This window comes from Hymenobacter arizonensis, assembly GCF_900115775.1.
GTDB lineage: Bacteria > Bacteroidota > Bacteroidia > Cytophagales > Hymenobacteraceae > Hymenobacter > Hymenobacter arizonensis.
In genome coordinates, this window is record NZ_FOXS01000001.1 from 340967 (window position 1) to 365746 (window position 24780).

Here is a 24780-nt window from a genome sequence, read left to right on the forward strand (position 1 = left end):
TGACAAGTGCCGCTGACCCGGCCTGCCTGAACAAGACGGGGGTTAGCTTCTCCGAGTTGGGTGTCCTTCCTTTGCAGGCATGGCAACGAAAATTCTGTTGGTGGAAGACGAGCCCAAGGTATCGGCTTTTATCCGACGCGGACTGGAGGAGGAAGGCTTCGTAGTTGAGGTCGCCTACGATGGTCATTTTGGGCAGCGGCTGGCTTTGAGCACCGACTGTGACCTGCTGATTCTGGACGTGATACTGCCCGGTCAGAGCGGGCTGGACGTACTCAAAGCCGTGCGGGCCCAAGACCAGGACCTGCCCATTTTGATGCTCACTGCCTTGGGCACCACCCAGGATAAGCTAGTGGGTTTCGATGGCGGGGCCGACGACTACTTGGTAAAACCTTTTGACTTTGTAGAACTGCTCGCCCGGGTGCGGGCCCTTACGCGGCGCCGCAGCCGCGGCGGCGACAAAGGCAGCCAGCTGACTCTGGCAGACCTTACCCTCAACATGGCCTCCAAAACGGTGACCCGCGCCGGCCAGCCCGTGCGCCTCACCGCCCGCGAGTTCAACTTACTCGAGCTGCTTATGCGCCACCAGGGCCGGGTGCTCAGCCGGAGTGAGATAGCCGAACACACCTGGGAAGAATCGTTCGATACGGGCTCTAACGTCATTGACGTGTACGTGAACTACCTGCGAAACAAAGTGGACAAAGGCTTCGGCAAAAAACTCATTCATACGGTGGTAGGCATGGGCTACGTGATGCGGGAAGAGTAGGCCGCGGCCGCGAGCAGAGAGGACGCGCCGGAAGTACGGCTGCGTAAACCCCGAAAAAATGTGCGGCGTGGGCAAGATGCTGCGCCGGGCTAGCCAGGACCATGCCTCGCCTGAATTGACTATTCTCGCGGCAACCCATCCACAACTGTAGTTACTTGCTGGTAATGACGCTTCGCAATCGAATCACGCTACTCTTTATGGCCATGGTGGCCGTGTTGCTGTTTGGGGCGCTCTTGGTGGTTTTTTTGCTGCAAATAGACTATGCCCACCGCGAGTTTGGACAGCGCCTGCGCGAGCGGGCCTTGGTCACGGGCTACATTTTCCTTGAAAAGGATGAGCTGCAGGCCGGAGCTTTCCGCAGTTTCGAAAAGAAATACCTGCAGTCGCTGAGCAATGAAATTCTGCAGGTGTACGACGCCGCCGGCAACGTGCGCTTTGTGGCCGAAGACGAGCGGGTGCAGTTGCCCGACCACATCCTGGCCAGCATAGTTGCCAACAAGGAGCTGGAGTTTACCTTGGGCCCACGGCAGGCGGTGGGCCTGTTTTATCAGGACAACCAAGGCAATTATGTGATAGTGGCCGCCGCCGAAAACGTGGCCGCTCACAAGCGGCTACGGTACGTGGGCTCTGTGATGGCGGGGATTTTTGTGCTTAGCCTGGTTGCCATGTACTTTGTTGGGCGGGTGTTTGCCGGGCGGGCCCTGGCGCCCATTGCGGCCATCAACGACCAAGTGGACCGCATCACGGCCAATGACCTGCACGTGCGCGTGGACGAAGGCAAACTGCGCGCCAGCACTCAAGACGACCTGACCCGCCTGGCCCGCACCTTCAACCGGCTGCTGGAGCGGCTCGAAACGAGATTTGACGGGCAGCGCACCTTTGTGAGCAACGCCTCGCATGAGCTACGCACGCCCCTTACGGCAAGCATTGGCGAGTTGCAGGTGCTGCTGGCCCGCGAGCGCAGCCCGGAAGATTATCGCGAAGGTGTAGCCTCGGTGCTGGGCGAGCTGCAGCAGCTCAAGGCGCTCATCAACAGCTTGCTGGAAATGGCCCAGGCCGATGGGGGCACGGCCCTGAACGAAGACATTCGCCTGGATGAGCTGCTGTTGGACGTGCGCGAGGGCGTGGCCCCCGACCTCCGCACCCGCGTGCAGATAGACTTGGGCAACTTGCCCGACGACCCCGCCCAACTGGAAATTCGCGGCCACCGGGCGCTCCTGACGCGGGCCATTGGCAACTTGGTAGACAACGCGTTGAAGTACTCTGCACAGGGGCAGTGCGTGCAGCTGCGCCTTCGCTTCCAGCCCGGCAGCTGGCAGGTAGTGGTAGAAGACGAAGGCCAGGGCATTGCCGAGCAAGACTTGCCTCACGTGTTCCAGCCCTTTTTCCGTTCCCATAGCGCCCGCAGCGTTGTGGGCCACGGGGTGGGGCTGCCGCTGGCACGCCGCATTGTGGAACTGCACGGAGGGCTTTTGGAATTGCGTTCCAAAGCAGGCGTGGGCACGGTGGCCGAAATTACGTTTCGACAATAAGCCATCGTTAAGTACAAAAAATATGTTTTTAACAGCGAATTCGGGCGTTCTAATCCGTTTCTAATGCCATTCTAATACCAGCCTAATGCGCGGGGGGGAGGTTTGTAGAATTACAAGCTGCTTTCCTCTATTCATGCTTCGTTTACTGTTGAGTTTTGGCCTGCTGGCCGCCTCGCTTTCTGTTGCCCGAGCCCAAGCGGGGGGCGTAGTGCCTGACACCGTACGCCTCACCCTGCCCGAAGCCGAGCAGCGGTTTCTGGAAAACAATTTGTCGCTGCTGGCGCACCAGTACAACGTGAGCCTGGCCCAGGCACAGGCTGTGCAGGCGCGCCTGCTCGACAACCCCACCGTTTATGTAGAGCAGGATGTGTTGCGCCGCAAGGTGCTGCGGCCCGAAGTGCCGGAGGGCACGCCGGGCAGCGAGATGATATTTAGCGTTCAACAACTGGTGTCGCTGGCCGGCCGGCGCAAGGCAGCGGGCAAAGTAGCTGAGCAGGGGGCCGTGGTAGAGCAATACAACTTGCAGGACCTGCTGCGCAACTTGCGCTACCAGCTGCGCACCTCCTACTACGACCTGTTTTTTAAACAGCAAACCCTGAAGGTCTACGATGCCGAAATCAAGTCGCTGACCCGGACGGTGGGCTTGTATCAAACACAGTTTGAGAAAGGCAACATTGCCCTGAAAGAAGTGATTCGGCTACGGGCGTTTCTGTTTACGCTGCAAAGTGAGCAGCAGGCCATTCTGGCGGAAATGGCCGCCGAGCAAACCGACCTGCACGTGCTGCTGCGCGACCCTTCGGGCGTGCAATATGCGCCGGTGGTGAGCCTGGCCCGCGTCCGCGACTTGTCGCTGAATGGTTTTGCCGAGCAGCAGCTCGTAGACACCGCTCAAGTGCTGCGTACCGACTTGAACGCACGCCGTGCTTCGCTGGAACAGCAAAACCTGAACCTGCGCTTGCAGCAAAAGCTGGTGACGCCGGACGTGGCCGTGGGGTACTCTTACGACCGGGCAGGCTCTTATATCAATAACTACCATGCGCTTACGCTGGGCGTGGCGTTGCCAGTCTTCAATCGCAACCAAGGCAACATTCAGGCTGCTAAAGGCCAGGTTGCGGGCAGCAAACTGCTCGTTGACCATCAGCAGCTGCAAGTGCAAAGCGAAGTACGCCAAGCCTATCAGCTGGCGGCTCGCAACGACCAGCTGTTTCAGAGCACCAACCGCGACACCGCTCCTTTCGAGCGTCTGATGGCGGGCATTGAGCAGAGCTACGCCAAGCGCTTGCTAACCGTGGTGGAATACCTGGACTTTTTCGAGTCTTATAAAAATACGCTAGTGCAACTCAACGCGCTGCGGGCCAACCGTGTGCGTGCATTCGAGCAACTCAATTTTGTGGTGGGCAAGCCGGTATTCAAGGCCGAATAGCATTTGGCGACTGCCTGCAGTTGTTGGCAGGCTAGGGTGGGTCCATGTCGGGGCCTTTCAATTTTTATCAAAAGCCAGCGGCTAGCAACCGCTAGATTACTTCTTAATAACATGAAAAATCTCTCCCTGGGCCTGCTGGCCGCAGTGGTTTTGGTCAGCTGCCAAAAGACTGAAATTGCCGAAGAGCAAAAGCCGGCCTTCAAGCTCTCCGACACGATGGTGAAGCAAATGGAGCTCGATACGGTGCGCCTGCGGCCCGTGCGGAGCGAGCTGATGTTTTCGGGGCAGGTGGTGAGCAACGGCGACCAAACGGCCAAGGTGTTTCCGCTGGTGGGCGGCGTGGTGGAGAACCTGAAAGTGGAGCTGGGCGACCACGTGACCAAGGGCCAGCTGCTGGCCATTGTGCGCAGCGGCGAGATTGCCGACGTGCAGAACCAGAGCAGCTCGGCGGGCACCGACTTGGCCATCGCCCAAAAGAACCTGGCCGTGGCCGAAGACCAGTTTGCTGCGGGCCTGGCATCGGAGCGCGACGTGGTGCTGGCCCGGGAAGAAGCGCGCCGGGCCGCCGGCAACGCTAACAAGAGCCGCAAGCAGCTCGGCATCTACGGCGTGACGGCGGACGGCCGATACGCCATCAAGGCGCCGATTTCCGGCTTCATCACGGAGAAGAACGTGACCGAGAGCATGCAGTACACCGACTCCAACGTGGACCACTTTTTCACCATCGCCAACCTCGACCAGGTGTGGGTGATGGCTAACGTGTTTGAGACTGACATTGCCAAGGTGAAAGTGGGCTACGACGCCGAAGTGACCACGCTGGCCTACCCCGACAAGCACTTCCGCGGCAAAGTCGACAAGGTGTTCAACGTGCTGGACCCCAGCAGCAAGGTGATGAAAGTGCGCGTGCGCCTGGAAAACCCCGGCTACCTGCTCAAGCCCGAAATGTACGCCCAGGTGCGCATCGAAAACACCGAGGCCAACCAGATGCTGACCGTGCCGGCCAAGTCCGTGATATTCGACAAGGACCGCAACTTCGTGCTGGTGTACAAAGACCGGCAGCACGTGGAAACGCGCCCCGTCACCATCCTCAAAACCGTGGGCGACTATAGCTACGTGAACGAGGGGCTGAAACCAGGCGAGGTAGTTATTGCCAAAGAGCAATTGCTGATTTACGACGAGTTGAATGACTAATTCATTTAACAATTAACATTTATCATTTAACATTTTCAAGCAGTCTCAAAGGTTGGGCCAGTCGCGAACTGCTGCGCTCTTGGCTAGTGAAAATCAAATGATAGAGGTTGATTATGAGTTGTTAATTGATAAATGCTAATTGTTAAATGAATAATGAATAAGCTTATTACCGGCATTGTTGCCTTTTCGCTCAAGAACCGCTTTATCGTCTTTTTCATGACGGCGCTGCTGGTGGTGGGCGGCGTGTACAGCTACTTGCACACGCCGATTGAGGCGTTTCCGGACGTTACTAACACCCAGATTATCATCGTGAGCCAGTGGCCGGGCCGCTCGGCCGAGGAGGTGGAGCGGTTTGTGAGCACGCCCATTGAGGTGGCCATGAACTCGGTGCAGAAGAAGAGCAATATGCGCTCTATCAGCATGTTCGGCTTGTCGGTGCTGAAAATCAACTTCGACGACGACGTGGAGGACTTCTTCGCCCGGCAGCAGGTAAACAACTTGCTGGCCGGCGTGGCCCTGCCGCCCGACTGCGAAAACCACGTGCAACCGCCTTACGGCCCCACCGGCGAGATTTTCCGTTACACCGTGCAAGGCGCCGGCCGTAACACCAACGAGCTGCTGGCCCTGCAAGACTGGGTGGTGGAGCGCGCCTTGAAAAGCGTGGAAGGCGTAGCCGATATCGCCGCCTTTGGCGGCACCAAGAAGGTGTATGAAATTACGGTGGAGCCCGCCCAACTCGAGAAATACGGCCTGACGCCGCTGGAAGTGTTTGAGGCCGTGCGCAAAAGCAACGTGAACGTGGGCGGCGACGTGATTGAGAAAAACGGCCAAGCCTACGTGGTGCGCGGTATCGGCCTGCTGAACAACCCCACGGAAATCGGCAACGTCATCGTCGACCACGTGAACGGCACGCCCATTCTGGTGCGCCACGTGGCCCAGGTGGCCGAGGGCTACCTGCCCCGCGTGGGCCAGGCCGGCCTCAACGAGCAGGACGACGTGGTGGAAGGCATCGTGATTATGCGCAAGGGCGAAAACCCGGCCGAGGTGCTGGGCCGCGTGAAAGCCAAGATTGCGGAGCTGAACACCAAGGTGTTGCCCGCCGGCGTAAAACTGGTGACGTTCTACGACCGCGACGTGCTGATGGACAAGTGCACCACCACCGTGATTCACAACCTCATCGAGGGCATTGTGCTCGTCACGCTGATTGTGTTCCTGTTCATGGCCGACTGGCGCACCACGCTCATTGTGGGCTTGGTGGTGCCGCTGGCATTGCTGTTTGCTTTCATCTGCCTGCGGATGAAAGGCATGAGCGCCAACCTATTGAGCATGGGCGCCATCGATTTCGGCATCATCATCGACGGAGCCGTGGTGATGGTGGAAGGCATCTTCGTGGTGCTTGACCACAAGGCGCACAAGGTGGGCATGCCGGCCTTCAACAAGCTGGCCAAGATGAGCCTCATCAAGAAAACCGGCGGCGAATTGGGCAAGGCCGTGTTCTTTTCCAAGCTCATTATTCTGACCTGCCTGCTGCCCATTTTCGCGTTCGAGAAGGTGGAGGGCAAGATGTTCTCGCCGCTGGCCTACACGCTGGGCTTTGCGCTGGTGGGTGCTCTGCTGCTCACGCTCACGCTGGTGCCGGTGCTGGCCAGCATCTTGCTGAACAAGAACGTGCGGGAAAAGAACAACCCCATTGTCAACTTCTTCGATAACATTGTGGTAAAGGGCTTTGCCTTCACGCTGGCCAATCGCAAGCTGAGTTTGATTACGGCCTTCACCGTGTTGGGCGTCACGCTGTATTCGTACACCTTCCTGGGCAGCGAGTTTCTGCCCGAGCTGAACGAGGGCGCCCTGTGGGTGGAAGCCAAACTGCCCATGTCGTCGTCGCTCACGGCCACTACCAAGCAGGTGGGCGAGTTCCGGCGCATCCTCGGCTCCTTCCCGGAAGTAAATGGCGTGTTGAGCCAGACCGGCCGCTCGAATGACGGCACCGACCCCTCGGGCATGTTCTACGTGCAGTGCCAGGTAAACCTGAAGCCGCAGGAAGAATGGAAGCGCAAAATCACGAAAGAGCAGCTGATTGACGAAATGGACGCCAAACTGCGTCAGTACCCGGGCGTGATTTATAACTACTCGCAGCCCATCATCGACAACGTGGCCGAGGCCGTGGCGGGCATCAACGCCTCGCTGGCCGTGAAGATTTTCGGCAACGACCTCAAGCAGATTAACGCCAAGGCCGACTCGGTGGCTGCCATCCTGAACACCGTGCGCGGCGTGAAAGACCTGGGCATTCTGCGCAACCTGGGCCAGCCCGAAATGAGCGTGATGCTCGACCAGAACCGCATGGCCACCTACGGCGTGGCCGCCGCCGACGCCCAGGCCGTGGTGGAAATGGCCATTGGCGGCAAGGCTGCCAGCCAGCTCTTCGAAGGCGACCGCAAGTTTGACATTCGCATTCGCTACCCCAAAGCTTACCGCAGCAGCGAAGACGAAATAGGGGAGCTGCGCGTGCCCACCCTCCGCGGTACCAAAGTTGCTCTGAAGGAAATAGCCGACATCCGCACCATGAACGGCCCGGCCTCGGTGTACCACGATGGCGGCCTGCGCTTCATCGCCGTGAAGTTCTCTATCCGCGACCGCGACATGGGTTCCACCATCGCCGAAGCCCAGGAGAAAGTCGAGAAGCAGATTCACTTGCCCAAGGGCTACAGTATTACCTGGGCCGGCGAATTTGAGAACCAGGTGCGGGCCACCAAGCGCCTCACCCAGATGGTGCCGGTGGCGCTGGTCATCATCTTCATGCTGCTGTTTATGACTTTCGGCAACGGCAAAGACGCGGGCTTGGTGCTTATCAACGTGCCCTTCGCCCTCATTGGTGGTATTGTAGCGCTCCACCTCACGGGCGTCAACTTCAGCATCTCGGCGGGTATCGGCTTCATTGCATTGTTCGGCATTTGTATTCAGAACGGGGTAATTCTCATCACGGTATTTAAGCAGAACCTGCGCCGAAAACTGCCACTGAATCAAGCACTGAGCGAAGGCGTGGCCTCCCGCGTGCGCCCCGTGGTGATGACGGCCCTCATGGCCATGATAGGCTTGTTTCCGGCCGCGCTCAGCACGGGCATCGGCTCCGAAACCCAGAAGCCGCTGGCCATTGTGGTGATTGGCGGGCTGGTGTCGGCCACGGTGCTCACGCTGCTCATCTTCCCGCTCATTTTTGCCTTCTTCTACCGCGAAATGCATCAGGACGGCCCCACGCCCGAAATGCAAGAGCAACAGCCGGTGCTGGTGGGCGCGTAATTCTTTGCTTAGCAGCTAATGGAGTTATGAATTAGGTCATACTCAGGATAACAAACAAAGAGGCGCTGACTTGCTGCAGCGCCTCTTTGCAAATTCCTTCATGCAAAAATTTAAATTCATAAATACGAACCGTACTTTTAGGCTCTATATCTACTTCTACCAGTTAATAGACTTCTTTCGTGAGCAGACTGTTTCAATTTAAATGGTCTGCGCAGGAGCGTAGAGCACGAGCTTGGCAATTCTTATCGTGGGCTATTATTGCGCTGGCGTTGGTTCCAAAGCAGGACGCCGGGGCACAGGGTATTCCAGCATCTGCCCGAATGGAACTGATGGCGGAGGTACAGACGGCCCCAGCCTTTATTAAGCTAAAATGGAAGCCTGACCCTTTGGCTAGCAGTTACGACGTACGCCGTTGGAACAAAGGCGCATCCTTTTTTAACAGTAGTTCCGTAGCACTGGCCAGCTTGACGAACGTCGGCGGCACTCTACAGGAATACACCGATACTACCGCGCTGGTGGGTGGAGCTTACGAGTACCGCGTGAGCAAATACAGTAGCCATGGCAGTGCCGAAGGTTTCATGTTAGCCGGCATTAACGTGGCGGCCCAGGAGCGCCGGGGCACCCTGGTGCTGCTGGTCGACAATACCCATGCCGCCTACCTGGCGCCGGATTTGGAACAGCTGCAGGCCGACCTGGTGGGCGATGGCTGGCTGGTAGTGCGTCACGATGTGGCTCCTACGCTCACCCCGCCGCAGGTAAGAGCCCTGATTCAGGCCGACTACCAGGCCGACCCGCTGCAGGTGCAAGCCGTATTCATACTGGGCCACGTAGCGGTGCCCTATTCCGGGGCCCTCAACCCCGATGCCCACTCCGACCACTACGGGGCCTGGCCGGCGGACGTGTACTACGGCGACATGACCAGCACCTGGACCGATGCGCATGTAAATACGGTCAGTGCCAGCCGGCCCGAAAACCGCAACGTGCCCGGCGATGGCAAATTTGACCATTCTATCCTGCCCCGCGCGCCTCAGCTGATGGTGGGCCGGGTAGACCTGAGCCGTCTGCCGGCTTTCGCCCTGCCCGAGCGGGAACTGCTGCGGCGCTACCTGCGGAAAGACCACCAGTTCCGGCACAAACAGTGGAACGTGGCCCAGCGGGGGTTGGTGGACGACCAATTCGGCCTTTCGACAGGGGAGGATTTCGCCAACAACGGCTGGCGCAACTTTGCGCCGATGTTTGGCATTGGCCCCAATGACGTGGTGGCTGCGCATTATTTCAGCAGTACGCGCACGGACAGTTACCTGTGGTCGTATGCGTGTGGGCCGTCGGGCTACACCAGCATGGGAGGAGTGGGTAGCACGGCAGACTTCGCCAGCGGGCCCGTGCAGAGCGTGTTCAATATGCTGTTTGGCAGCTATTTCGGTGATTGGGACAACCCCGATAATTTTATGCGGGCCGCGCTAGCCGCCGAGGGCTATACCCTGGCCAGCTGCTGGGCCGGCCGCCCAGACTGGGCTTTTCACTTTATGGGCCTGGGCGAAACCCTGGGCTACTGCACCCGCCGGAGCCAGCCCACCAACGACTTTGCCAGTGGCTTTGGGCAAAACGGCATCCACACTGCCCTGATGGGCGACCCTACCCTGCGGCTGCACCCGCTGGCCCCGGCCGGTAACCTTACCGCCAGTGCGGCCAGCGGTGCGGCCATGCTGAGCTGGACCGGCAGCGCCGATGCCAGCGAAGGGTACTACGTGTACCGGGCGCGCACCCCCGCCGGCCCGTTTTTTCGGATTTCGGCCCAGGCCGTAGCCTCCGGTACTACCACCTTCACCGACCCGGCCCCGCTCAACGGAATGTCCTGCTACATGGTGCGGGCTGTGAAGCTGCTGACCACCCCTTCGGGTTCCTACTACAACCTGAGCCAGGGCACTACTGCTACTTTCTCCCCGCCCACGCCGCCCGCCTCTGGCGGAACCTGGCTGGGCACCCTCAGCACCAACTGGAATACTCCTGGCAACTGGAGCAGCGGCGTGGTTCCCATGGCCACCGCCACGGTAATCGTGCCGGCCGGTACGCCGTTTGCGCCCACTCTGAGTGGGAAGGCAGCCGTGGAGCAGCTCACGCTTGCGCCCCAAGCCCGCCTGACCATAGCGGCCGGGGGCAGCCTCCGGGTGAGCCTGCAACCCGTGGTGCAGCCGGCACCGGCGGCGGCGCCCGCCACGGCCCTTGTGCTGGCGGCCGGCACCGCCACTGTGCCCGGGGGGCGGCTAACGGTGCTCGACCACAGCTCGGCGCTGAATGCCGGCTTGCTGCTCGATGCCGGCACGGCGCTGACAGTGGGCAACGGAGCCGAGCTCCACCTGCTGGGCAGCTTACGGGCCGGTGCCGCGACCCTGAGTTTTGCCGGGCGGGGTGGGCTTGTGTTCGACCGCGACTCCACGGTGTACCCACCGCTGGGCCGGCACATTATTACCGGGGCCAGCGCTGTGGCGGTGGGCATTCTGCGGTTGAGCGACTCGCGTGAAACGCTTGCCCTGAACTGCCCGGTGCAGATTTTGAGCCAAATAGAGAATTACGGGCTGATTCAAACCAATGCCCAGCTTACCCTGCGCTCTACGCTGGGCCAGCAGGCCATCCTGACCCCCGTGGTTCCTGGTCCGGGCCGGGTGCGCACCCTCGGGCGCTATACTGGCAACGTCACGGTGCAGGTGTACGTGGATGGCAGCCGCAATCCCGGCCTGGGCTACCGCCACCTGACCCCGCCGGTAACGGGCAGTCTGGCTACTATCGGCCGGATGGCTACCAGCACGTTTACCCCGGTCGTTAACATTAACTACAATACGATTGGGCCCAGCGTAACGCCTTTTCCTACGGTGTTCACCTACGCTCAGGAATCTGTAGGCCGGGTGCCGTGGGCAGCTCCCGGGTTCGACAATGGCTGGCGCTCACCATTCGCACTGACCAACTTTGCGCGGCCAGGCCGGGGCCTGACGGTAAATATGCTGGGCAACAATACCCTTAGTTTTACCGGAGTGGCGCAGAACGGCCCACTTATAATTCACAGCTTCGACCGTGACAGTACGGAAAGCTCCGGCTGGCAATTTTTGGGCAATCCCTACGCGGCTCCGCTCGATTGGGACGTGCTGGCTGCAGATACCACCAATTTCGTGGGAGTGAATCCAGCCTTGTACGTTTTCACGAGCAGCGGGCAGTACACGGGTACGTACGCCAGCTACCTGCCGGGCACCGATGGCAACCCCGGCATTAGCATCAATGGTGGCGGACCCATTGTGCCGGTAGGTCAGGGCTTTTTCGTGCGTGCCCGTGAGCCCGACAACCCGGGCAGCATTGGCTTTAGCCTCGACCAACTGCTGACTTCACCCATGGCGCCTACCGTGCAACGGGCCCAGCCCGACACCCGCCCCCGGCTTACCCTGGCCCTGCGCGATGCCAGCGGCAGCCAGGCCCACGAAACGGCCATCTATTTTCAGGCCGGAGCCACTGCGGGCCCCGATGCTGCTTACGATGCTACCGCCTTGCCCAGCGGTGGCCAGCTGCTGAGCCTGACTTCTTCAGGCGCTGGTTCTACTTATGGCATCAATGGCTTGCCCGCACTAACGGGAGCCGATGTCGTGGTGCCCCTACGCCTCCGGGCGGCGGCCGCGGGCACGTACCAGCTGCGGACCGAAACCCTAGCCGACCTACCTGCCGGTTATCACGCCTACCTGCACGACACGGCAACGGGACGATACACGGATTTAGCAGCCGCGCCAGTCACGACCATTGTGCTAGCCGCCAACACGCTCGTAAGCCGCTATGCGGTGAACTTCACTAGGCAAGGCGTGGTGCTGGCAACGGCTCCAGCGGCCTTGTCGGAGCTTGTGAGCCTGTATCCGAACCCGGCCCACGACCGGGCTACCTTGCTGCTACCCCCGGCCTTGCGCAGCGCAGCTACTGGTGGAATAAAAGTTATGAACGCATTGGGCCAGATGTTGCCGGCCAGCAGATGCACTCCAAGCAGTGAAGGATTTGAAATCGAGCTGGCTGGGCTAGCGCCCGGCATCTACATCGTGCAGATTCCAACAGCCGCCGGGCCCTTAAGCCGCCGCCTCGTGGTAAAATAGGGGAGTTGGTGCGGCCCTCACGGTTAGGACCGGCTTGGTTACAGCGGCATTCAATACGGGCACCGGCTCCTAAACCCAGAAACCTTTGGCTGGTATAATTATTGGCGGGCTGGTACCCGCCACTGTGCTTGCGCTGCTCATCTTCCTGCTCATCTTGGCTTTTTTACCGCGAAATGCACCAGGATGGCCCCACGCCTGAAAAGCGCGAGCCGCATGTGGTGCTGGTGGGCGCATAGCGAGGGACCAAACATCGGCTGGTAAGCCCTGTTACTTTCGGCTTCTATTTCCCTCGCTTATGCCCACCACCGAAACCCACGCCCAGGTACAGGACTATTACGGCTCCCAGCTCCAAACCAGCCAGGACCTGCTCACCAACGCCTGCTGCACCGACGATATTCCGCTGGCGCACCGCCGCATTCTGGCGCAGCTGGCCCCCGAGGTACTGGACAAATACTACGGCTGCGGCGTCTGTATCCCCGAAGCTATTGAAGGCTGCACCGTGCTGGACTTGGGCAGCGGCTCGGGCCGCGACGCTTATTTGCTCTCCAAACTTGTGGGCGAAAGCGGCCACGTGATTGGGGTTGACATGACGGAGGAGCAACTCGATGTCGCGCGCCGCAACGTCGATTTCCACACCGAAAAATTCGGCTACAGCCAGCCCAACGTGGAGTTTCGCCACGGCTACATCGAGGATTTGCAAGCGGCCGGCCTTCCTGACAACAGCGTCGACATTGTGGTGAGCAACTGCGTGCTTAACCTGAGCACTGACAAAGAAGCTACCTACCGCGAGATTTTCCGGGTGCTGAAGCCCGGCGGCGAGCTTTTCATCGCCGACGTATTTGCCGACCGCCGCGTGCCCGAAACCCTGCGCCAGGACCCCGTTCTCTACGGCGAGTGCCTGAGCGGGGCCATGTACTCCGAAGACTTCCGCCGCCTGCTGCTGAGCTTGGGCGTGCACGACTACCGCCTGTTTTCCAGCCGCCGACTCACCATCAATAACCCCGAGATTGAGGCCAAAGTCGGTAACATCGGGTTCTATTCCTTCACGGTACGCGCCTTCAAGCTCGACCTCGAAGACCGCTGCGAAGACCACGGGCAGGTAGCTACCTACCTGGGCACGGTGCCCGGCCAGCCCACGCAGTTTGTGCTCGACGACCATCACACCTTTGAAACCGGCCGGCCTATGCTGGTGTGCGGCAACACCGCTGCTATGTTAAGCGAAACCCGCTATGCGCCTTATTTTCAGGTGGTAGGAGATAAGAGCAAGCATTTTGGCTTGTTTGACTGCGGCCCCGCACCGGCCACTGCCAAAGCTTCGGGCGAAGCATCGGGCAGCAGCTGCTGCTAAAGTAACCCTACCCCCGGCCCCTCTCCAAAAAAGAGGGGAGCCACGATAGGGCGGAGCTGAATCGTCAGGCTCTCCCTCTTTTTTGGAGAGGGGGCCGGGGGGTGAGGTTTAATAGGTGCGTTCTACCGCGCCAGCCGGTTTCTCAAATTTGCCAGGAGAGCCTCGGCTTCGGGGGCCGCGTGGGTGAGCAGCACGCCGGCAGTGTAGAGCACGGTGAGCACACCGCCGCGAAGCAGCAGCGTAAGCCAGATATTGCCGGTTTCGGGCAGTGCCCAGGCTACTAATCCGGCCCCTGCGGCTACTGCCAAGATGCGAGCGATGCGGCCATCAAACGGCTGCAGGCCAAATCGTTGCCATACAAACCAAGTGCGGGCCACATTGATGCTGACCAGGGCAATGCCATACGAAAGAGCCGCCCCGTTCAGCCCGAGGCGTGGAATCAATAGCCAATTTAGAGCCACCACGGCTATGGCCAGCGAGCTATTAAACAGCAAGTCGAGCCGGTAGCGCGGCGAGGTTACGACAATGGTGGCATTAACGCCCGTGATGCCATCGAAGAGCCGGGCGGCAAGTAGCAGCAACACCGCCGTGCTGCCAGCGGCATACTCAGGGCGGTGAATAAGGCCAAAAATGAAGTCAAGGTTCAGGCCAATGCCCAGCGCGAGGTAGCAGCCCAGCAGTGTATTAACACGAGTGACGCGCTGATAAAAAAGTCCCATTTTACCCATGTCGCTTTCCTTCCAATACTCGGCGATGAGCGCAAAGGCGGTTTTGTTCAGGGCCCGAAAGGGTAGGGTGAGGGCCGTGCTGATGTTGGTGGCAATAAGGTAGATGCCCGCAGCGGCAAAGCTGATTTTAGCCCCCACCATAATGCTGTCGATGTTGAGCAGCACGGTGCCCGAAATGTTGCTCATTAGCGCAAATCCGCCAAAAGCCAGCATTTCGCCCAGGGGCTTGATGCGGAGCGCGGCCCGGGTAGGCCGCAGATGCAACTCGCCAATTACTGCCAGGTAGCAAGCCAGCAGCACCGCCACCACCGCGTAGGCCCCCGCGTACGCCAGCACAAAACCCTCAAAGCTGATGTAGTGCGTGCTATAGGCTACCGCGGCGCCCACAATCAGCAGTCGCAACAAAATCTCCTGGCAAAACGACGCGAACGAGGTGTGAAACAGCGACTTGAGGTAGGCGTCCTGCAAGGCCCCCAGCATGATGGCTCCGGCCAGTGCAATAGCTACGCGGTAATGTTGCGAAAGCAGCATCGCATCCTCGGCCGAGTACCAGCGCAGTACCAAGGGTTTGCCCAGGCTCATTATTATTGCCACCAGCACAAAGCCCAGGAGCGGCAGCCCCAGCAGCAGCGGCAAAAAACCGCCGTGGTTGCGCCCCTGGTTGCGGAAGTACGGGAAGTAGCGCAGCCCTGCGCTGCCAAAACCAAAGGCGCTCACCTGCGCGCCAATTGTGGCAAACGATACCAGCAATCCCGTCAGGCCGATTTGCCCTGGCGTGAGCAGCCGGGGTAAGATGAGAATGGTATTGACAAAGCCTATGGCCAGGCCGACGTAGGAAATCAGGGTGTTGCGGATGCCCTGGCGCTGAACTATGCCCAATTAGATGAGGTGGTGAAATCGTAAAGAAGTGGAAAAGGCCAACCCTAGCGGCGGAAAGCCTGGCAAATTTCGGCACCGGTGAGGAATGCCGTCCCACGCTGCTGCAAATAACTCATCAGCTCGGCGAACTGCTGAGGGCCGTTTTTAGTATTGGCGGGGTCAAAATTTTCGTTGTGCCAAAGCACAGTGGCTACGCCGCCAAACTGTTCTATCTCGGCTAGCATGGGCCGCAGAGCCGGCAGTACTTCCTCGGGGCGCAGGTTTAAGTAGCTGGGGTGGTGCAGGGTCGCATCCATCACGTTCAGGGGGATTTCCAGGAAGTGGTGGGCTGCCTCAGTTACAAAGTTGAAGGGGAAAAAGGGCAAGCAGTAGGAATGCCGAAAGCCAAAATGCTCGGCAAACCCCAAGGTTGAATCGTATTCAAAGCCGATGGCATCGACCAGGGCCGGGGTAAGCCGGGGCTCCCAGCGCAGGTAATGAAAGCGCAGTCCGCTGGGGCCATCGAGCACTTTGCCGACTTCCTGATTGAGGCGCTCCGCATCGGTAGCGGTGCCAATGCTGCCGTGTAAGCCTAGTTCGCAGCCCTGTGCTTGCAGAGCCGAAAACCTGTTCTTCAATGACGGCGATAAAACGTAGTCTGCATTGGGCGTGCCATCAGCTCCGGGGCGGTGCTCCGGGAGCACGAAGAATGTTGAACGGGCCCCGTAGGCGGCGGTAGCAGCTGCTACAGCTTCGAGGTTATCCCAAGCATCGGGCTGGGTCAGGTGCCGGCCCAAAAGTTTTCCAAAATCCAGCAGGTGGCCTCGCTGCAGTGCTGCTTTGGCGGGGCCTTTCCAGGCACTGCGCAGGTTGTCGATGTCGTGGCTGATGAAAGTGGCGAAGGGAGCACCTGCTACCCATGCCCGGGGCCGGATACGCTGCCCCGTAACGTGCTCGATGGCGGTTTTCAGCACATCGAAATAATAGTTGACCACGGGCAGGGTCACGAATCCGTACTGCTTTTGCACACTGGCAGCGTAAGGAAAGCGTCCGTGCTGGTCGCGGGCATTAACGTAGTATTCCTGCCAGCCACTGAGCAGATAAAAAGCCGCTGAGATAATGTCGGAGTTGATGATGGCGCGGTCTGGCCGAAGTTCCAGCAGCGGGGCACCAGGGCTGGCGTCAAAGAAGAAGGGCACCTGTGTTCCGAGCCAGTCGCGCAGGGTAGGCGCCGGCGGGTAGGCGAGTGTTTGGATGAAAAAGTCGGCCGCACCGTCCTTAATTACTATTCCCGGTTCTATGGCCGAATCGCCAATGCGCACGTCGGGTACTTCCAAATAGGCCAGCCGAAAATGCTTCATTACATACGCCAGCCGAGCTGCTGGCGACACGGTTCCAACAGCAGGAGCGGGCAGCGGCGTAACAGCGCTGGGAAGTGAAAGAGGCATGGCCACGAAGTTATGTCCTGGCCCGGTGAGCTACCGATGATGCCGTTGTGAGGGAAAATGTTTCTACGTGATGGCAGCGGAGGCTAGGAGAGACCGTCACCTTGTAACCGCCCTTAGCCCAGCCAATCAGTAATTATTTTGATAGCCAGCGCCTGGCTTTGGCTTTCGTATTCGGTGCCAATGGTAGCGTTGTAATAAGCCGCCCGCTGAAAGTGCGTCAGCGGTTTTTCGCGCTGGTACTGCTGCAGGAAATCGCGCAGCTCGGGCAAGCTTTGCGCATGGTCGACCAACTCATGGGCCACGTACCCATAATAATCATGGATTAACGGGTTGGCGCTGAACTGATAATAGATACTAACCAGATTCAGCAGCGTAGCTTCCAAGTGCGTGGAGGTATCGGCGGCAATCAGGGCGTCGTGGCCTTGCAGGAAAGCAAACACATTTTCCTGCCGGGCATCCGACCATTGCAGCTGGGGCAAAGTGCAGCGGAGGGAGTTGAAATCTCGCGGGTCGCTGGGGTGGGGGCGCAGGGTAAAGACAAGCTCAGGGAGCTCCTGCATCAGGAACGCCAGAGCTTCGGCAATGGCCGGCAAAGGGTCGTGCACATTACAGGCCAAGCCCACGCGGGTTACCCGGGGGCGCAGATTTTTCTCCTTCAGGAAAGCATCGGCTTTGGGCATGCCCACCAGCTCGACGCGGCCGTGCACGGGGCCGCACTGCCCGTATTTGTCCAAAGCATCCTGGCCTTCCAATAGGCTAAGGTCGAAGCCCAGCGGTGGGAAATGCACGCTCACGCTGGCGTGCTGAATGTAGGCCGTGGGCACGCCCTCGGCGCGGCAGGCCAGCAGCAGGGAGCGAGAATCGTCGTTGTGGTCGTTGGAAAATATGACAGCTCGCGGCCGGTAGTGGCGCAGGGCCCGACGGTACACTTCGTAGTAGCCGATGGCGTAAAAAATAAAGTCGAAGAAGCGCCAGGCTTTGCGTTCATCAGTGCGCAGCAGCCCCAAAAAAACGTAGGGAAACTGCCAGTAGTAAAGCAGCTTGCGCCGCAGCGAAAGGCGATTTACCACGGACCCGTAGCGGCCGATGTTCTTGCCCTGGCCGGCCACCAGCACCGCGTCGGGGCGCGCTTGCTTGATGAATTCTAGTGCATTGTAGTTGTTGGCACTCACCACGTAGAGCCACACTGCGTCCTGCAGTGTCTCGGGGTTGCGAATGGGTTGAAAGATGTTGCCCACCAGCCGCAGGCCCGCGTAGCCCAGCACCCGCGCCAAACGCTTGAGCGGGTTGGCCGGCGAGATGCTGGCCATGGCCGCTGCCGGCACTGACGCAAACATGTCTGTGAAGCGCAACTGCAAAATGTCACGCAGCCGGGGGATGAGTTTTAGGGTATGGGGGTAAGAGGGTGTGAGGGTAGGAGTTTTCACCGAAGCAGTAACTCTGGAACTTGTTGACATGCTCTTGAAAACTGAAATTCTAGCTAAAGTATCACCCTCATACCCTCATACCGCTTCCCACGTCAGGGGAGTACCGGGTTTCAGGTCGCGAGTGGCCTTGCGGCCCAGCACCACGTCCCAATTCCGGGGCCAGAGGCCGTCGCCGGGGCGAATGATTTTCAGGTTGTCGGCAGTAAGCTCCTCGCCCGCTGCAATGGGTTTGGCCACGTAGATGCTGCGCTTGTAGAGCCGGCTTTTTTCCTCGCCGGTCTGAATACAGAGCTGCACGGTGCCCAGCGCCTGGTGGGCGCGCTCAGTTTCTTCAACCAGGCTTTTGAGTTCGTCGGGCTCCAGCGAAAACGCCGAATCCACGCCGCCTTCGGCCCGGCTCAGGGTGAAGTGCTTTTCGATAACGCAGGCGCCGAGGGCCACGGCCGCCACGCTGGCGCCTACGCCCATGGTGTGGTCGCTCAGGCCAATGGGACAGCCGAAAGTTTCGGCCAGCACCGGAATGGTGCGCAGGTTGGTGTTGGCTGGCGAGGCCGGGTAGGTGCTGGTGCACTTGAGCAGCACCAGCTCGCGGCAGCCGGCCTCGCGCAGCACGCGCACGGCATCGTCGATTTCGGCCAGGGTGGCGGCGCCGGTGCTCACAATCACGGGCTTGCCGGTGGCAGCTACTTTGCGCAGCAGCGGCCAGTGGGCGTTTTCGAAGGAAGCAATTTTATAAGCAGGCACGTCCAGCTGCTCCAAAAAATCGACCGCTGTTTCGTCAAAGGGCGAGCTGAAGGCCAGCATGCCGTGCTGGCGGGCGCGGGCAAATAGCTCGGCGTGCCACGCCCAGGGCGTGTGGGCTTCTTCGTAGAGCTTGTACAGATTTTTGCCTTCCCACAGCGACTGGCCTTCTTCATCGATAGCGAAGCCGGTGTCCATGGTGATGGTATCGGCCGTGTAAGTCTGCAGCTTAAGGGCATCGACGCCAGCGGCCGCAGCGGCATCCACCAGGGCCAGAGCCCGCTCCAAGCTTTGGTTGTGGTTGCCCGACATTTCGGCAATGATAAACGGCTTGTGCGCGGGCCCCACGAGGCGGCCGCCAATTGATATTTCGGTCATTTTAGGACTAATCAAGTCAGGCGGCAAAGGTAGGTACTTACGCAGTCAAGCCCTATTCCTGAGGGCCTGCTTGTGGCAGGTGCCCTTTGGGGTGTTATTTCCAAAGAGGCCAATGTAGGGCAGCAGTCCGGGTTAGCATTTCGAGTTTACGAAACTCATCTAGTAAACCCGTTTTCTATACTTTGAAGGGTAAACCTGTTTTAAAACATAATACTTGATGGCAGGGGCTGCTGTCAGGTATTGAGTTGTTTAGTTTTATTCATTGAAGCGAGGTTTATTTCGCACAGTAGTGATGATTTTTGAAGTAATACTCCTGAAAAGAGTAAAATATCGTTGCTGAAGTTCATCGTCTGGGGTAATTTCGGGGCATTAATCCGCGCTTGTTCCCCGGCCTATGAGGTACATTGTCCAACTCGACGCGCTGCGGGGAGTGGCCATCCTGTTCGTGTTGTGCAACCACACCCTGCCCCACGACCATTTGTTGTTTAAGTTCTCGGAGCGCGTGTCCGGGCCCGACGTCTTCTTTACCCTCAGCGGCTTTCTCATCACGGCCCTGCTGCTCAAGGACCGCCGGGCTGTAGCTCAACAGCGGATTACAACAGCCGGCGTATTCAAAAACTTCTTCCTTAAACGGGCCCTGCGCCTTTACCCAGCCTATTTTCTGGTGCTGGCCGCCGACCGGGTGTTGACTGGAAATTCGACGTTCAGCTACGTTCCTTACCTGACTTTCACGTCCAACTGGGTTATCGCTGCGCAGCAGGCTTGGGGCCCACTACCGCCCCTGTGGACCTTAGCGGTCGAGCAACAGTTTTACCTTTTCTGGCCGGTGGTCGTGCTCCTGCTGCCCAAAAAGTGGGTGCCGTACGCCATAACGCTCTGCGTCGGGGTGGGGCTCTACAGCCAGTACGTGCTGCCCCTGCCCCCCATCGGGCTCAGCCACGTGCTGCCCCACGCGTGCCTGGACGCGCTGGGCCTGGGCGCGTTGCTAGCCTGGGTGGTCGTTGAAAAACCTCAGCACTTCGCCTTGGTCTACCGGGTCCTCGGCGGACTGGCGCTGGTCAGCGGGCTCCTGATGCTGGGTTTAAGTTTGTGGGAGTGGCCGTTTATTTTGCAACAGCGCACCCTGACGGCCTTGGTAGTGGTGTGGCTCATTGGCTACTTCGTGGCGCGGGGAGACCAACCGGGCGGCGTAGTGAACGCCGTTTTCACATACAAGCCCCTGCTCTTGATAGGCCAAATCAGCTACGGCCTCTACCTCTACCACACCACGGTGCTGTCCACGGCATGGCCGTGGTTTGAGCGGCTCCATCGCCACCTGCCGTTCTACCAATCCATAGCGTACAGCAACCCCTTGCTGTTGGCCGAAAGCTTGGTGCTCCTCTTTGCCCTAGCCTGGTGCTCGTGGAAATTCCTGGAGCGGCCCCTTACCGGGCTGAGCAAGCACCTGGTGCGCAAAAAGACGCCCGTGGGGCTTGATTCCAGCCCTCCAGCCTTAATCGAAACCCTCGGCGAAGCGACTCCCTCGACCTTGCATCCGGTACGCTCTTAAATGGTGGCCGGGTTTGGTGTTATTAGCGCGCCTACTTTGGCCGCTACCGCGATGCTTGGTTCGGCGACGTGAGCATCTCCGCAGAAGGCCAACAGCATTGTTCAAAGCCACCCACTCGCCCCGCCTCACGGGCCTGTTGCGGCCCTTCTGCGGCGACACCCGCGTGGTGCGCTGGCGGGACCGCACCTTTTTGCCCTTATCCCGATGTGTATGCGGCCTTCACGCGCAAGGCCAAGCCACCCGCCTCAAGCTGAATCTTATTTCAAACCTGCGGAACTTCAGCTACGATTTTCAGGACTTTAACTTGCAGCAGGTCATGGAAAACACGGTGCCAAAGTAGCAGCGCGGGCTGCTAGCAACTCGGGTTCCTGCCATCCCGACGAATGAGACAAAGTAAGCCCGCAGTTCTGCTGACTACCGCTTAGCGGAAAGGTTGAGAGAAACCTCGACTTCACGAAACCGGTGAATTGTTTCTACACTGGACACCCAATAAGCCCACCAAGTTGATTCTTGATGCTGTCTTCACAATGGCCAAGTAGTCAGCGTCTACCAAGTAAGCTTCTTAACTATTCGGGCTAGGCGCATGGCGCAGTAACCCAGCCAACAACTCCTCTGTTAATTCATCAAGTGAATGAATGCGGCAGTGGGCCTCGTGCGCCGCGTCGGCTTCCAGTTGCGCATAATTGCCGCGTAGAATGCGGACGGTTTTAAACCCCAGCGGCTTGATGCCCACAAAGTCTTTGCGCGGGTTGTCGCCCACATAAATTACTTCACGGGACTCCACACCCTCGCGTCGGCAAATAAGCCCAAACACGTGCGGGTCAGGCTTGGCTCGGTGGCGGCCGTAGCGGTTGGTGAGGTAGGCGTGCCGCACTGAGGCAGGGAAATGCAGTGCAGCAACTTTGCGAGCCTGCACTTCCTTGTGCCCGTCGGTAACAAGGTAGAGCGGCCAACTGGCAAAACGGGCCAGGCAGCGTTCGGAATCTGGGTAAAGGGACAGCGTGGGCTGGTGCTGCCGGTACGCGCGCAGGCAGGCAGCCACCAGGCGTTTGCTCCAGCAGTTGTGCTGCCGCAATATGTTGTCGAAGACTTGGCCGCGGCCCTGAAGCGCTTCCTCGGCAATCATGCCCGACGCGAGGGTGTCGGCGGGCATTTCCAGCAAAGGACTCAGAAATGCCGCCACCGCTTGAAACCCGCTGTGCACATAGCTTAGCTCAGGGTAAAGTGTGTCGTCGAGGTCGAAAACGAGAACGGGCATGCAGGGTAAATATCAGTGCAGCAGGAGAGGTACTTTCCGATGCTAAGAGGCGTCGTGCTCGTTGTTGACGGTAAATACGGTGTCCACTGCGGCCCGCACCTGGCGGAGCGGTCCGCTTGCTGCCTGAAAGGGAAACTGAGTTAAATCAGCACCGGCAGCTTCCTGCAGAAACCAGAAAAATGAGTCGACGCCGGCCGCAATTCCTAGGGTGCTAGCACCCCCAAAACGGCAGTTGCACTCGATGATGTGCAACCCCCCATCGTCGGTGAGCAGGGCTTGCAGCACCAAGGGCCCGTAAAGCCCAAACCGGGCGATAATGGGCATGAGCCGAGCCACCAGCGCAGGGTCATCAAGCGTGGTGGTGACCTGCGACTCGCCGCGCGTGATGACGTCGCGGGTGCGTGGCACCAGCCCGCGGACGGTGCCTTGCCGGTCTACGTACGCGTCCACGCTTATCTCCCGGCCTTTGATGAAGGGCTGAAAAATGGGCTCTTCCAACGTTTTGGCGTGCGCCAGGGCGGCTGCTTCGGGCAAGTTGAGGCCCAGGCTCAGGGAGCCCGCGCCGTGCCGCTCCTTCACCACAAAGCTGGTTTCGGCCGTTGCTTCCTGGCCGCCAAAAAGGTATTGAGCATCCAGGTTCAGCGCTGTGGGGATAACGGGGAGGCCCGTTTGCTGGCCAAAAGCGGAGAATTCGAGTTTGTCAAGGCAGCACTGCACTGCGTCGGGGGAACTCACCAAAACACTTATGCCCGCGTCGGCGAGCGCAGCACGGTGCCGGCTCCAGAAAGCCAACTCGCCGTCGCGGGTCGGGATAATGTGGCTAATGCCTTGCTCGCGGCAGTAATGAAGGATGTCCGGCAAATGCTCGTCGGCGGTAGGCGGCATCAGCCAGAAGGAGTCCGTGAAATGCTGGGCCAGGCAGTTGTTGTTCATGTCGCCGCCAATGACTTTAATCTCGGGGTGCAGGCGCTTTGCTGCTGCGCGCACTGCCTGCACCAGCGGCACCTTGGCCGCTACGCTGCTGATGAGCACGTGGCCGGGCGCTTTGGCCGGTGGCGCTGCCGTGCGGGCTCGCTCGTAGGTAATGATTTCGGGAATTGCCGCTTCCAACGTGGTGGGCGGAAGCCAGTCGATTTGGCTCTTCCATAGCGTCATATCGGCCTGCGAAGCCTCAAACGGAATGTTGGAGTCTACGTATTGAGCCCGTAGGTCGGGAAAATTTTGCCGCAGCACTTCCACCACTTCAGACACGCGGCGGGCCTGGCCAGTGCCCAAATTGATGATGCCCGTAACGGTTTCGGCTGCCGCCAGGCGCAGTAGGCCCTCGGCCGTATCGGCGGCGTAGAGGTAATCGAAGTAAGACTCGGCGCCATACACCGTGATTTCTTCGCCGGCCAGCAGCATGCGCACCCAGCGCGAAGTAATGTCGCGCCCATTGCGCCCGTAGCCGCGGTAAATGCGCGGGATGGCGGTGCTGAATTGCTCGGCCCGAAAGGTTTGCAGAAAGCGCAGTTCGATTTCGTGGGCCAGCTTGGCCATGCCCGTCAGGTTGCGGGGCAAGATGGGGTCGTCTTCGCGCAGGCTGCGGGGCTGGGCCGGCACATCGGCAAAGTTGTACAGCTCCGGGTCGTAGATGAGGTAGCTGGAGGCAAACACCACGCGGCGCAACGATGGCAGGTCCTTCTGCACCGTCATGAGGTGGTGGCTGAGGCGCACGTTGTGCTGGAAGTTCTCTTCCCAAAACCCGTAGGTTTCGGTCGAGCGCTCGAAGGTGGCGGCGAGGTGAATGAACACATCGGGCGCAAACGCGCCGATTTCCTGTGCGGTCAGGTAGTTCAGGTCGCCCTGCCGATACTGGAAGCGGGCCGGAAAGTCGGCGGGCCGGGGCTTGATGTCGCCCACCAGTACCTGAATATCATCGGGCATGCTGGCCAGGCGGCGCACCATTTCCTGGCCAATGACGCCAGCGCCGCCGCTGATGAAAACTCGTTTAAAAGGCAGAACCAAAGGCTGTGGCATAGTCGGCGGCCAGCTGGCCGTGCATCAGTGAGTCGGCAAAGGTACCCGGAGCCAGGCGCACGTGCTGGCGCAAGCGCCCTTCTGGCCTAAAACCCGCTTCTTCCAAAATGGCGACATGGGCTGGGCGGATGTCGTAAGTTTCAGTAAACAAGCGGTTGAAACCCAGGTGCCCAAAGGCGGCCTGGCCCAGCAGCCGCAGGTGAGCCAGGAAATCTTCCCGGTAAACAGCTTGTTTCGCCGCCCGGACTGGGTCGACCAGAAAAGAAACCTCGGCCCGGGCATCGAGCCAGGAAATGTAAACGAGGCCGCCGTAGGCCACTAGCTCGTTGTGGTGCAGCAGCGAGAAGAGTAGCTGCGTCGGTCGTTCCTGGTCGAACAAAGGCAGTACCACCCGCTGGAAGTATGCGTCCTGTTGCTCGGCCGTGAGCGGTTCGGGCTGGCGTAGTACTTCGAGCTGCGCGTTGCGCCAGGCCCGAATGGGCTCCCGGTCTTCGTAGCGAATGGGAACTAGCGTGTAGTTCTCCCACGTGAAAGCAGCTTGCGGAAGGGGGCGATAGGTTTTCAACAGACAAGGAAAGTCAATGGAACGTTGTGCAGAGCGCCGCGAACCGTGGGGCGGCGTAGGCCCATAGCTCTATCGCGCCGTCTGTCATGCTGAGCTTGCGAAGCATCTTTTCACACAACATCGATGTGTTCAGA

Annotated in this window: 16 protein-coding genes; 9 read left to right on the forward strand and 7 right to left on the reverse strand. The window is 59.4% G+C overall.

The genetic code is table 11. The features are described from left to right. Window positions 1–79: 79 nt before the first annotated feature. The 7 genes from BMZ66_RS01445 (at window position 80) to BMZ66_RS01475 (ending at window position 13675) form a co-directional block, all read left to right on the forward strand. Window positions 80–763: a response regulator transcription factor gene (locus BMZ66_RS01445; RefSeq protein WP_092668235.1), complete on the forward strand. Its 684-nt coding sequence runs from the start codon at window positions 80–82 to the stop codon at window positions 761–763. Window positions 764–927: 164 nt separating this feature from the next. Further along, entirely contained in the window at window positions 928–2295 is a 1368-nt protein-coding gene (locus BMZ66_RS01450) for a sensor histidine kinase (RefSeq protein ID WP_092668237.1), read from the forward strand. Window positions 2296–2428: 133 nt separating this feature from the next. Then, window positions 2429–3718, forward strand: a complete 1290-nt coding sequence (locus tag BMZ66_RS01455; protein ID WP_177204549.1) for a TolC family protein — start codon at window positions 2429–2431, stop codon at window positions 3716–3718. Between the two features lie 111 nt (window positions 3719–3829). Then, window positions 3830–4909 (forward strand): efflux RND transporter periplasmic adaptor subunit, encoded by a 1080-nt coding sequence (locus tag BMZ66_RS01460; RefSeq protein WP_092668241.1) that lies wholly within the window; start codon window positions 3830–3832, stop codon window positions 4907–4909. A 153-nt stretch (window positions 4910–5062) separates the two neighbouring features. Next, window positions 5063–8206, forward strand: coding sequence for an efflux RND transporter permease subunit (locus BMZ66_RS01465; RefSeq protein WP_092668243.1), 3144 nt, complete (start codon window positions 5063–5065; stop codon window positions 8204–8206). Between the two features lie 464 nt (window positions 8207–8670). Further along, a complete protein-coding gene (locus BMZ66_RS01470) occupies window positions 8671–12327 on the forward strand; it encodes a DUF8693 domain-containing protein (RefSeq protein WP_177204550.1) in 3657 nt (1218 codons plus the stop codon). Window positions 12328–12622: 295 nt separating this feature from the next. Beyond that, entirely contained in the window at window positions 12623–13675 is a 1053-nt protein-coding gene (locus BMZ66_RS01475; RefSeq protein WP_092668247.1) for a methyltransferase domain-containing protein, read from the forward strand. A 122-nt stretch (window positions 13676–13797) separates the two neighbouring features. Here the strand turns inward: BMZ66_RS01475 and BMZ66_RS01480 are convergent, their stop codons facing one another. The 4 genes from BMZ66_RS01480 to pseI all read right to left on the reverse strand — a co-directional run bounded on the left by BMZ66_RS01480 (window position 13798) and on the right by pseI (window position 19255). Further along, on the reverse strand, window positions 13798–15282 hold the full coding sequence (locus BMZ66_RS01480; RefSeq protein ID WP_092668249.1) for a lipopolysaccharide biosynthesis protein: 1485 nt from the start codon (window positions 15280–15282) through the stop codon (window positions 13798–13800). A gap of 44 nt (window positions 15283–15326) precedes the next feature. Next, the gene (locus tag BMZ66_RS01485) at window positions 15327–16709 is read right to left on the reverse strand and encodes a DUF7033 domain-containing protein (protein ID WP_143080004.1); all 1383 of its coding nucleotides are present in this window, start codon (window positions 16707–16709) and stop codon (window positions 15327–15329) included. Window positions 16710–16822: 113 nt separating this feature from the next. Further along, window positions 16823–18136: a glycosyltransferase family protein gene (locus BMZ66_RS01490; protein WP_234794938.1), complete on the reverse strand. Its 1314-nt coding sequence runs from the start codon at window positions 18134–18136 to the stop codon at window positions 16823–16825. Window positions 18137–18211: 75 nt separating this feature from the next. Further along, window positions 18212–19255 (reverse strand): pseudaminic acid synthase, encoded by a 1044-nt coding sequence (gene pseI, locus BMZ66_RS01495; protein WP_092668253.1) that lies wholly within the window; start codon window positions 19253–19255, stop codon window positions 18212–18214. Window positions 19256–19649: 394 nt separating this feature from the next. Here pseI and BMZ66_RS01500 point away from each other — a divergent pair, with 394 nt between their 5' ends. After that, window positions 19650–20804: an acyltransferase family protein gene (locus BMZ66_RS01500; protein WP_092668255.1), complete on the forward strand. Its 1155-nt coding sequence runs from the start codon at window positions 19650–19652 to the stop codon at window positions 20802–20804. Window positions 20805–20901: 97 nt separating this feature from the next. Next, window positions 20902–21144 (forward strand): hypothetical protein, encoded by a 243-nt coding sequence (locus BMZ66_RS01505; protein WP_092668257.1) that lies wholly within the window; start codon window positions 20902–20904, stop codon window positions 21142–21144. 222 nt (window positions 21145–21366) lie between these two features. Here BMZ66_RS01505 and BMZ66_RS01510 read toward each other — a convergent pair whose 3' ends face one another. The 3 genes from BMZ66_RS01510 to BMZ66_RS01520 are packed head-to-tail and all read right to left on the reverse strand — an operon-like array spanning window position 21367 to window position 24646. Further along, entirely contained in the window at window positions 21367–22062 is a 696-nt protein-coding gene (locus BMZ66_RS01510) for an HAD family hydrolase (protein WP_092668260.1), read from the reverse strand. Between the two features lie 42 nt (window positions 22063–22104). Then, window positions 22105–24069 (reverse strand): NAD-dependent epimerase/dehydratase family protein, encoded by a 1965-nt coding sequence (locus BMZ66_RS01515; RefSeq protein ID WP_214606937.1) that lies wholly within the window; start codon window positions 24067–24069, stop codon window positions 22105–22107. Continuing rightward, the gene (locus BMZ66_RS01520) at window positions 24053–24646 is read right to left on the reverse strand and encodes a GNAT family N-acetyltransferase (protein WP_177204551.1); all 594 of its coding nucleotides are present in this window, start codon (window positions 24644–24646) and stop codon (window positions 24053–24055) included. The genes BMZ66_RS01515 and BMZ66_RS01520 overlap by 17 nt, the downstream gene beginning before the upstream one ends. Window positions 24647–24780 lie beyond the last annotated feature (134 nt).

Excerpts from the sequence above, each read along its gene's own strand:
- BMZ66_RS01445 (WP_092668235.1), top strand. The coding sequence starts at position 80 with ATGGCAACGAAAATTCTGTTGGTGGAAGACGAGCCCAAGGTATCGGCT.
- BMZ66_RS01450 (WP_092668237.1), top strand. The coding sequence starts at position 928 with ATGACGCTTCGCAATCGAATCACGCTACTCTTTATGGCCATGGTGGCC.
- BMZ66_RS01455 (WP_177204549.1), top strand. The coding sequence starts at position 2,429 with ATGCTTCGTTTACTGTTGAGTTTTGGCCTGCTGGCCGCCTCGCTTTCT.
- BMZ66_RS01460 (WP_092668241.1), top strand. The coding sequence starts at position 3,830 with ATGAAAAATCTCTCCCTGGGCCTGCTGGCCGCAGTGGTTTTGGTCAGC.
- BMZ66_RS01465 (WP_092668243.1), top strand. The coding sequence starts at position 5,063 with ATGAATAAGCTTATTACCGGCATTGTTGCCTTTTCGCTCAAGAACCGC.
- BMZ66_RS01475 (WP_092668247.1), top strand. The coding sequence starts at position 12,623 with ATGCCCACCACCGAAACCCACGCCCAGGTACAGGACTATTACGGCTCC.
- BMZ66_RS01485 (WP_143080004.1), bottom strand. The coding sequence starts at position 16,709 with ATGCCTCTTTCACTTCCCAGCGCTGTTACGCCGCTGCCCGCTCCTGCT.
- pseI (WP_092668253.1), bottom strand. The coding sequence starts at position 19,255 with ATGACCGAAATATCAATTGGCGGCCGCCTCGTGGGGCCCGCGCACAAG.
- BMZ66_RS01500 (WP_092668255.1), top strand. The coding sequence starts at position 19,650 with ATGAGGTACATTGTCCAACTCGACGCGCTGCGGGGAGTGGCCATCCTG.
- BMZ66_RS01510 (WP_092668260.1), bottom strand. The coding sequence starts at position 22,062 with ATGCCCGTTCTCGTTTTCGACCTCGACGACACACTTTACCCTGAGCTA.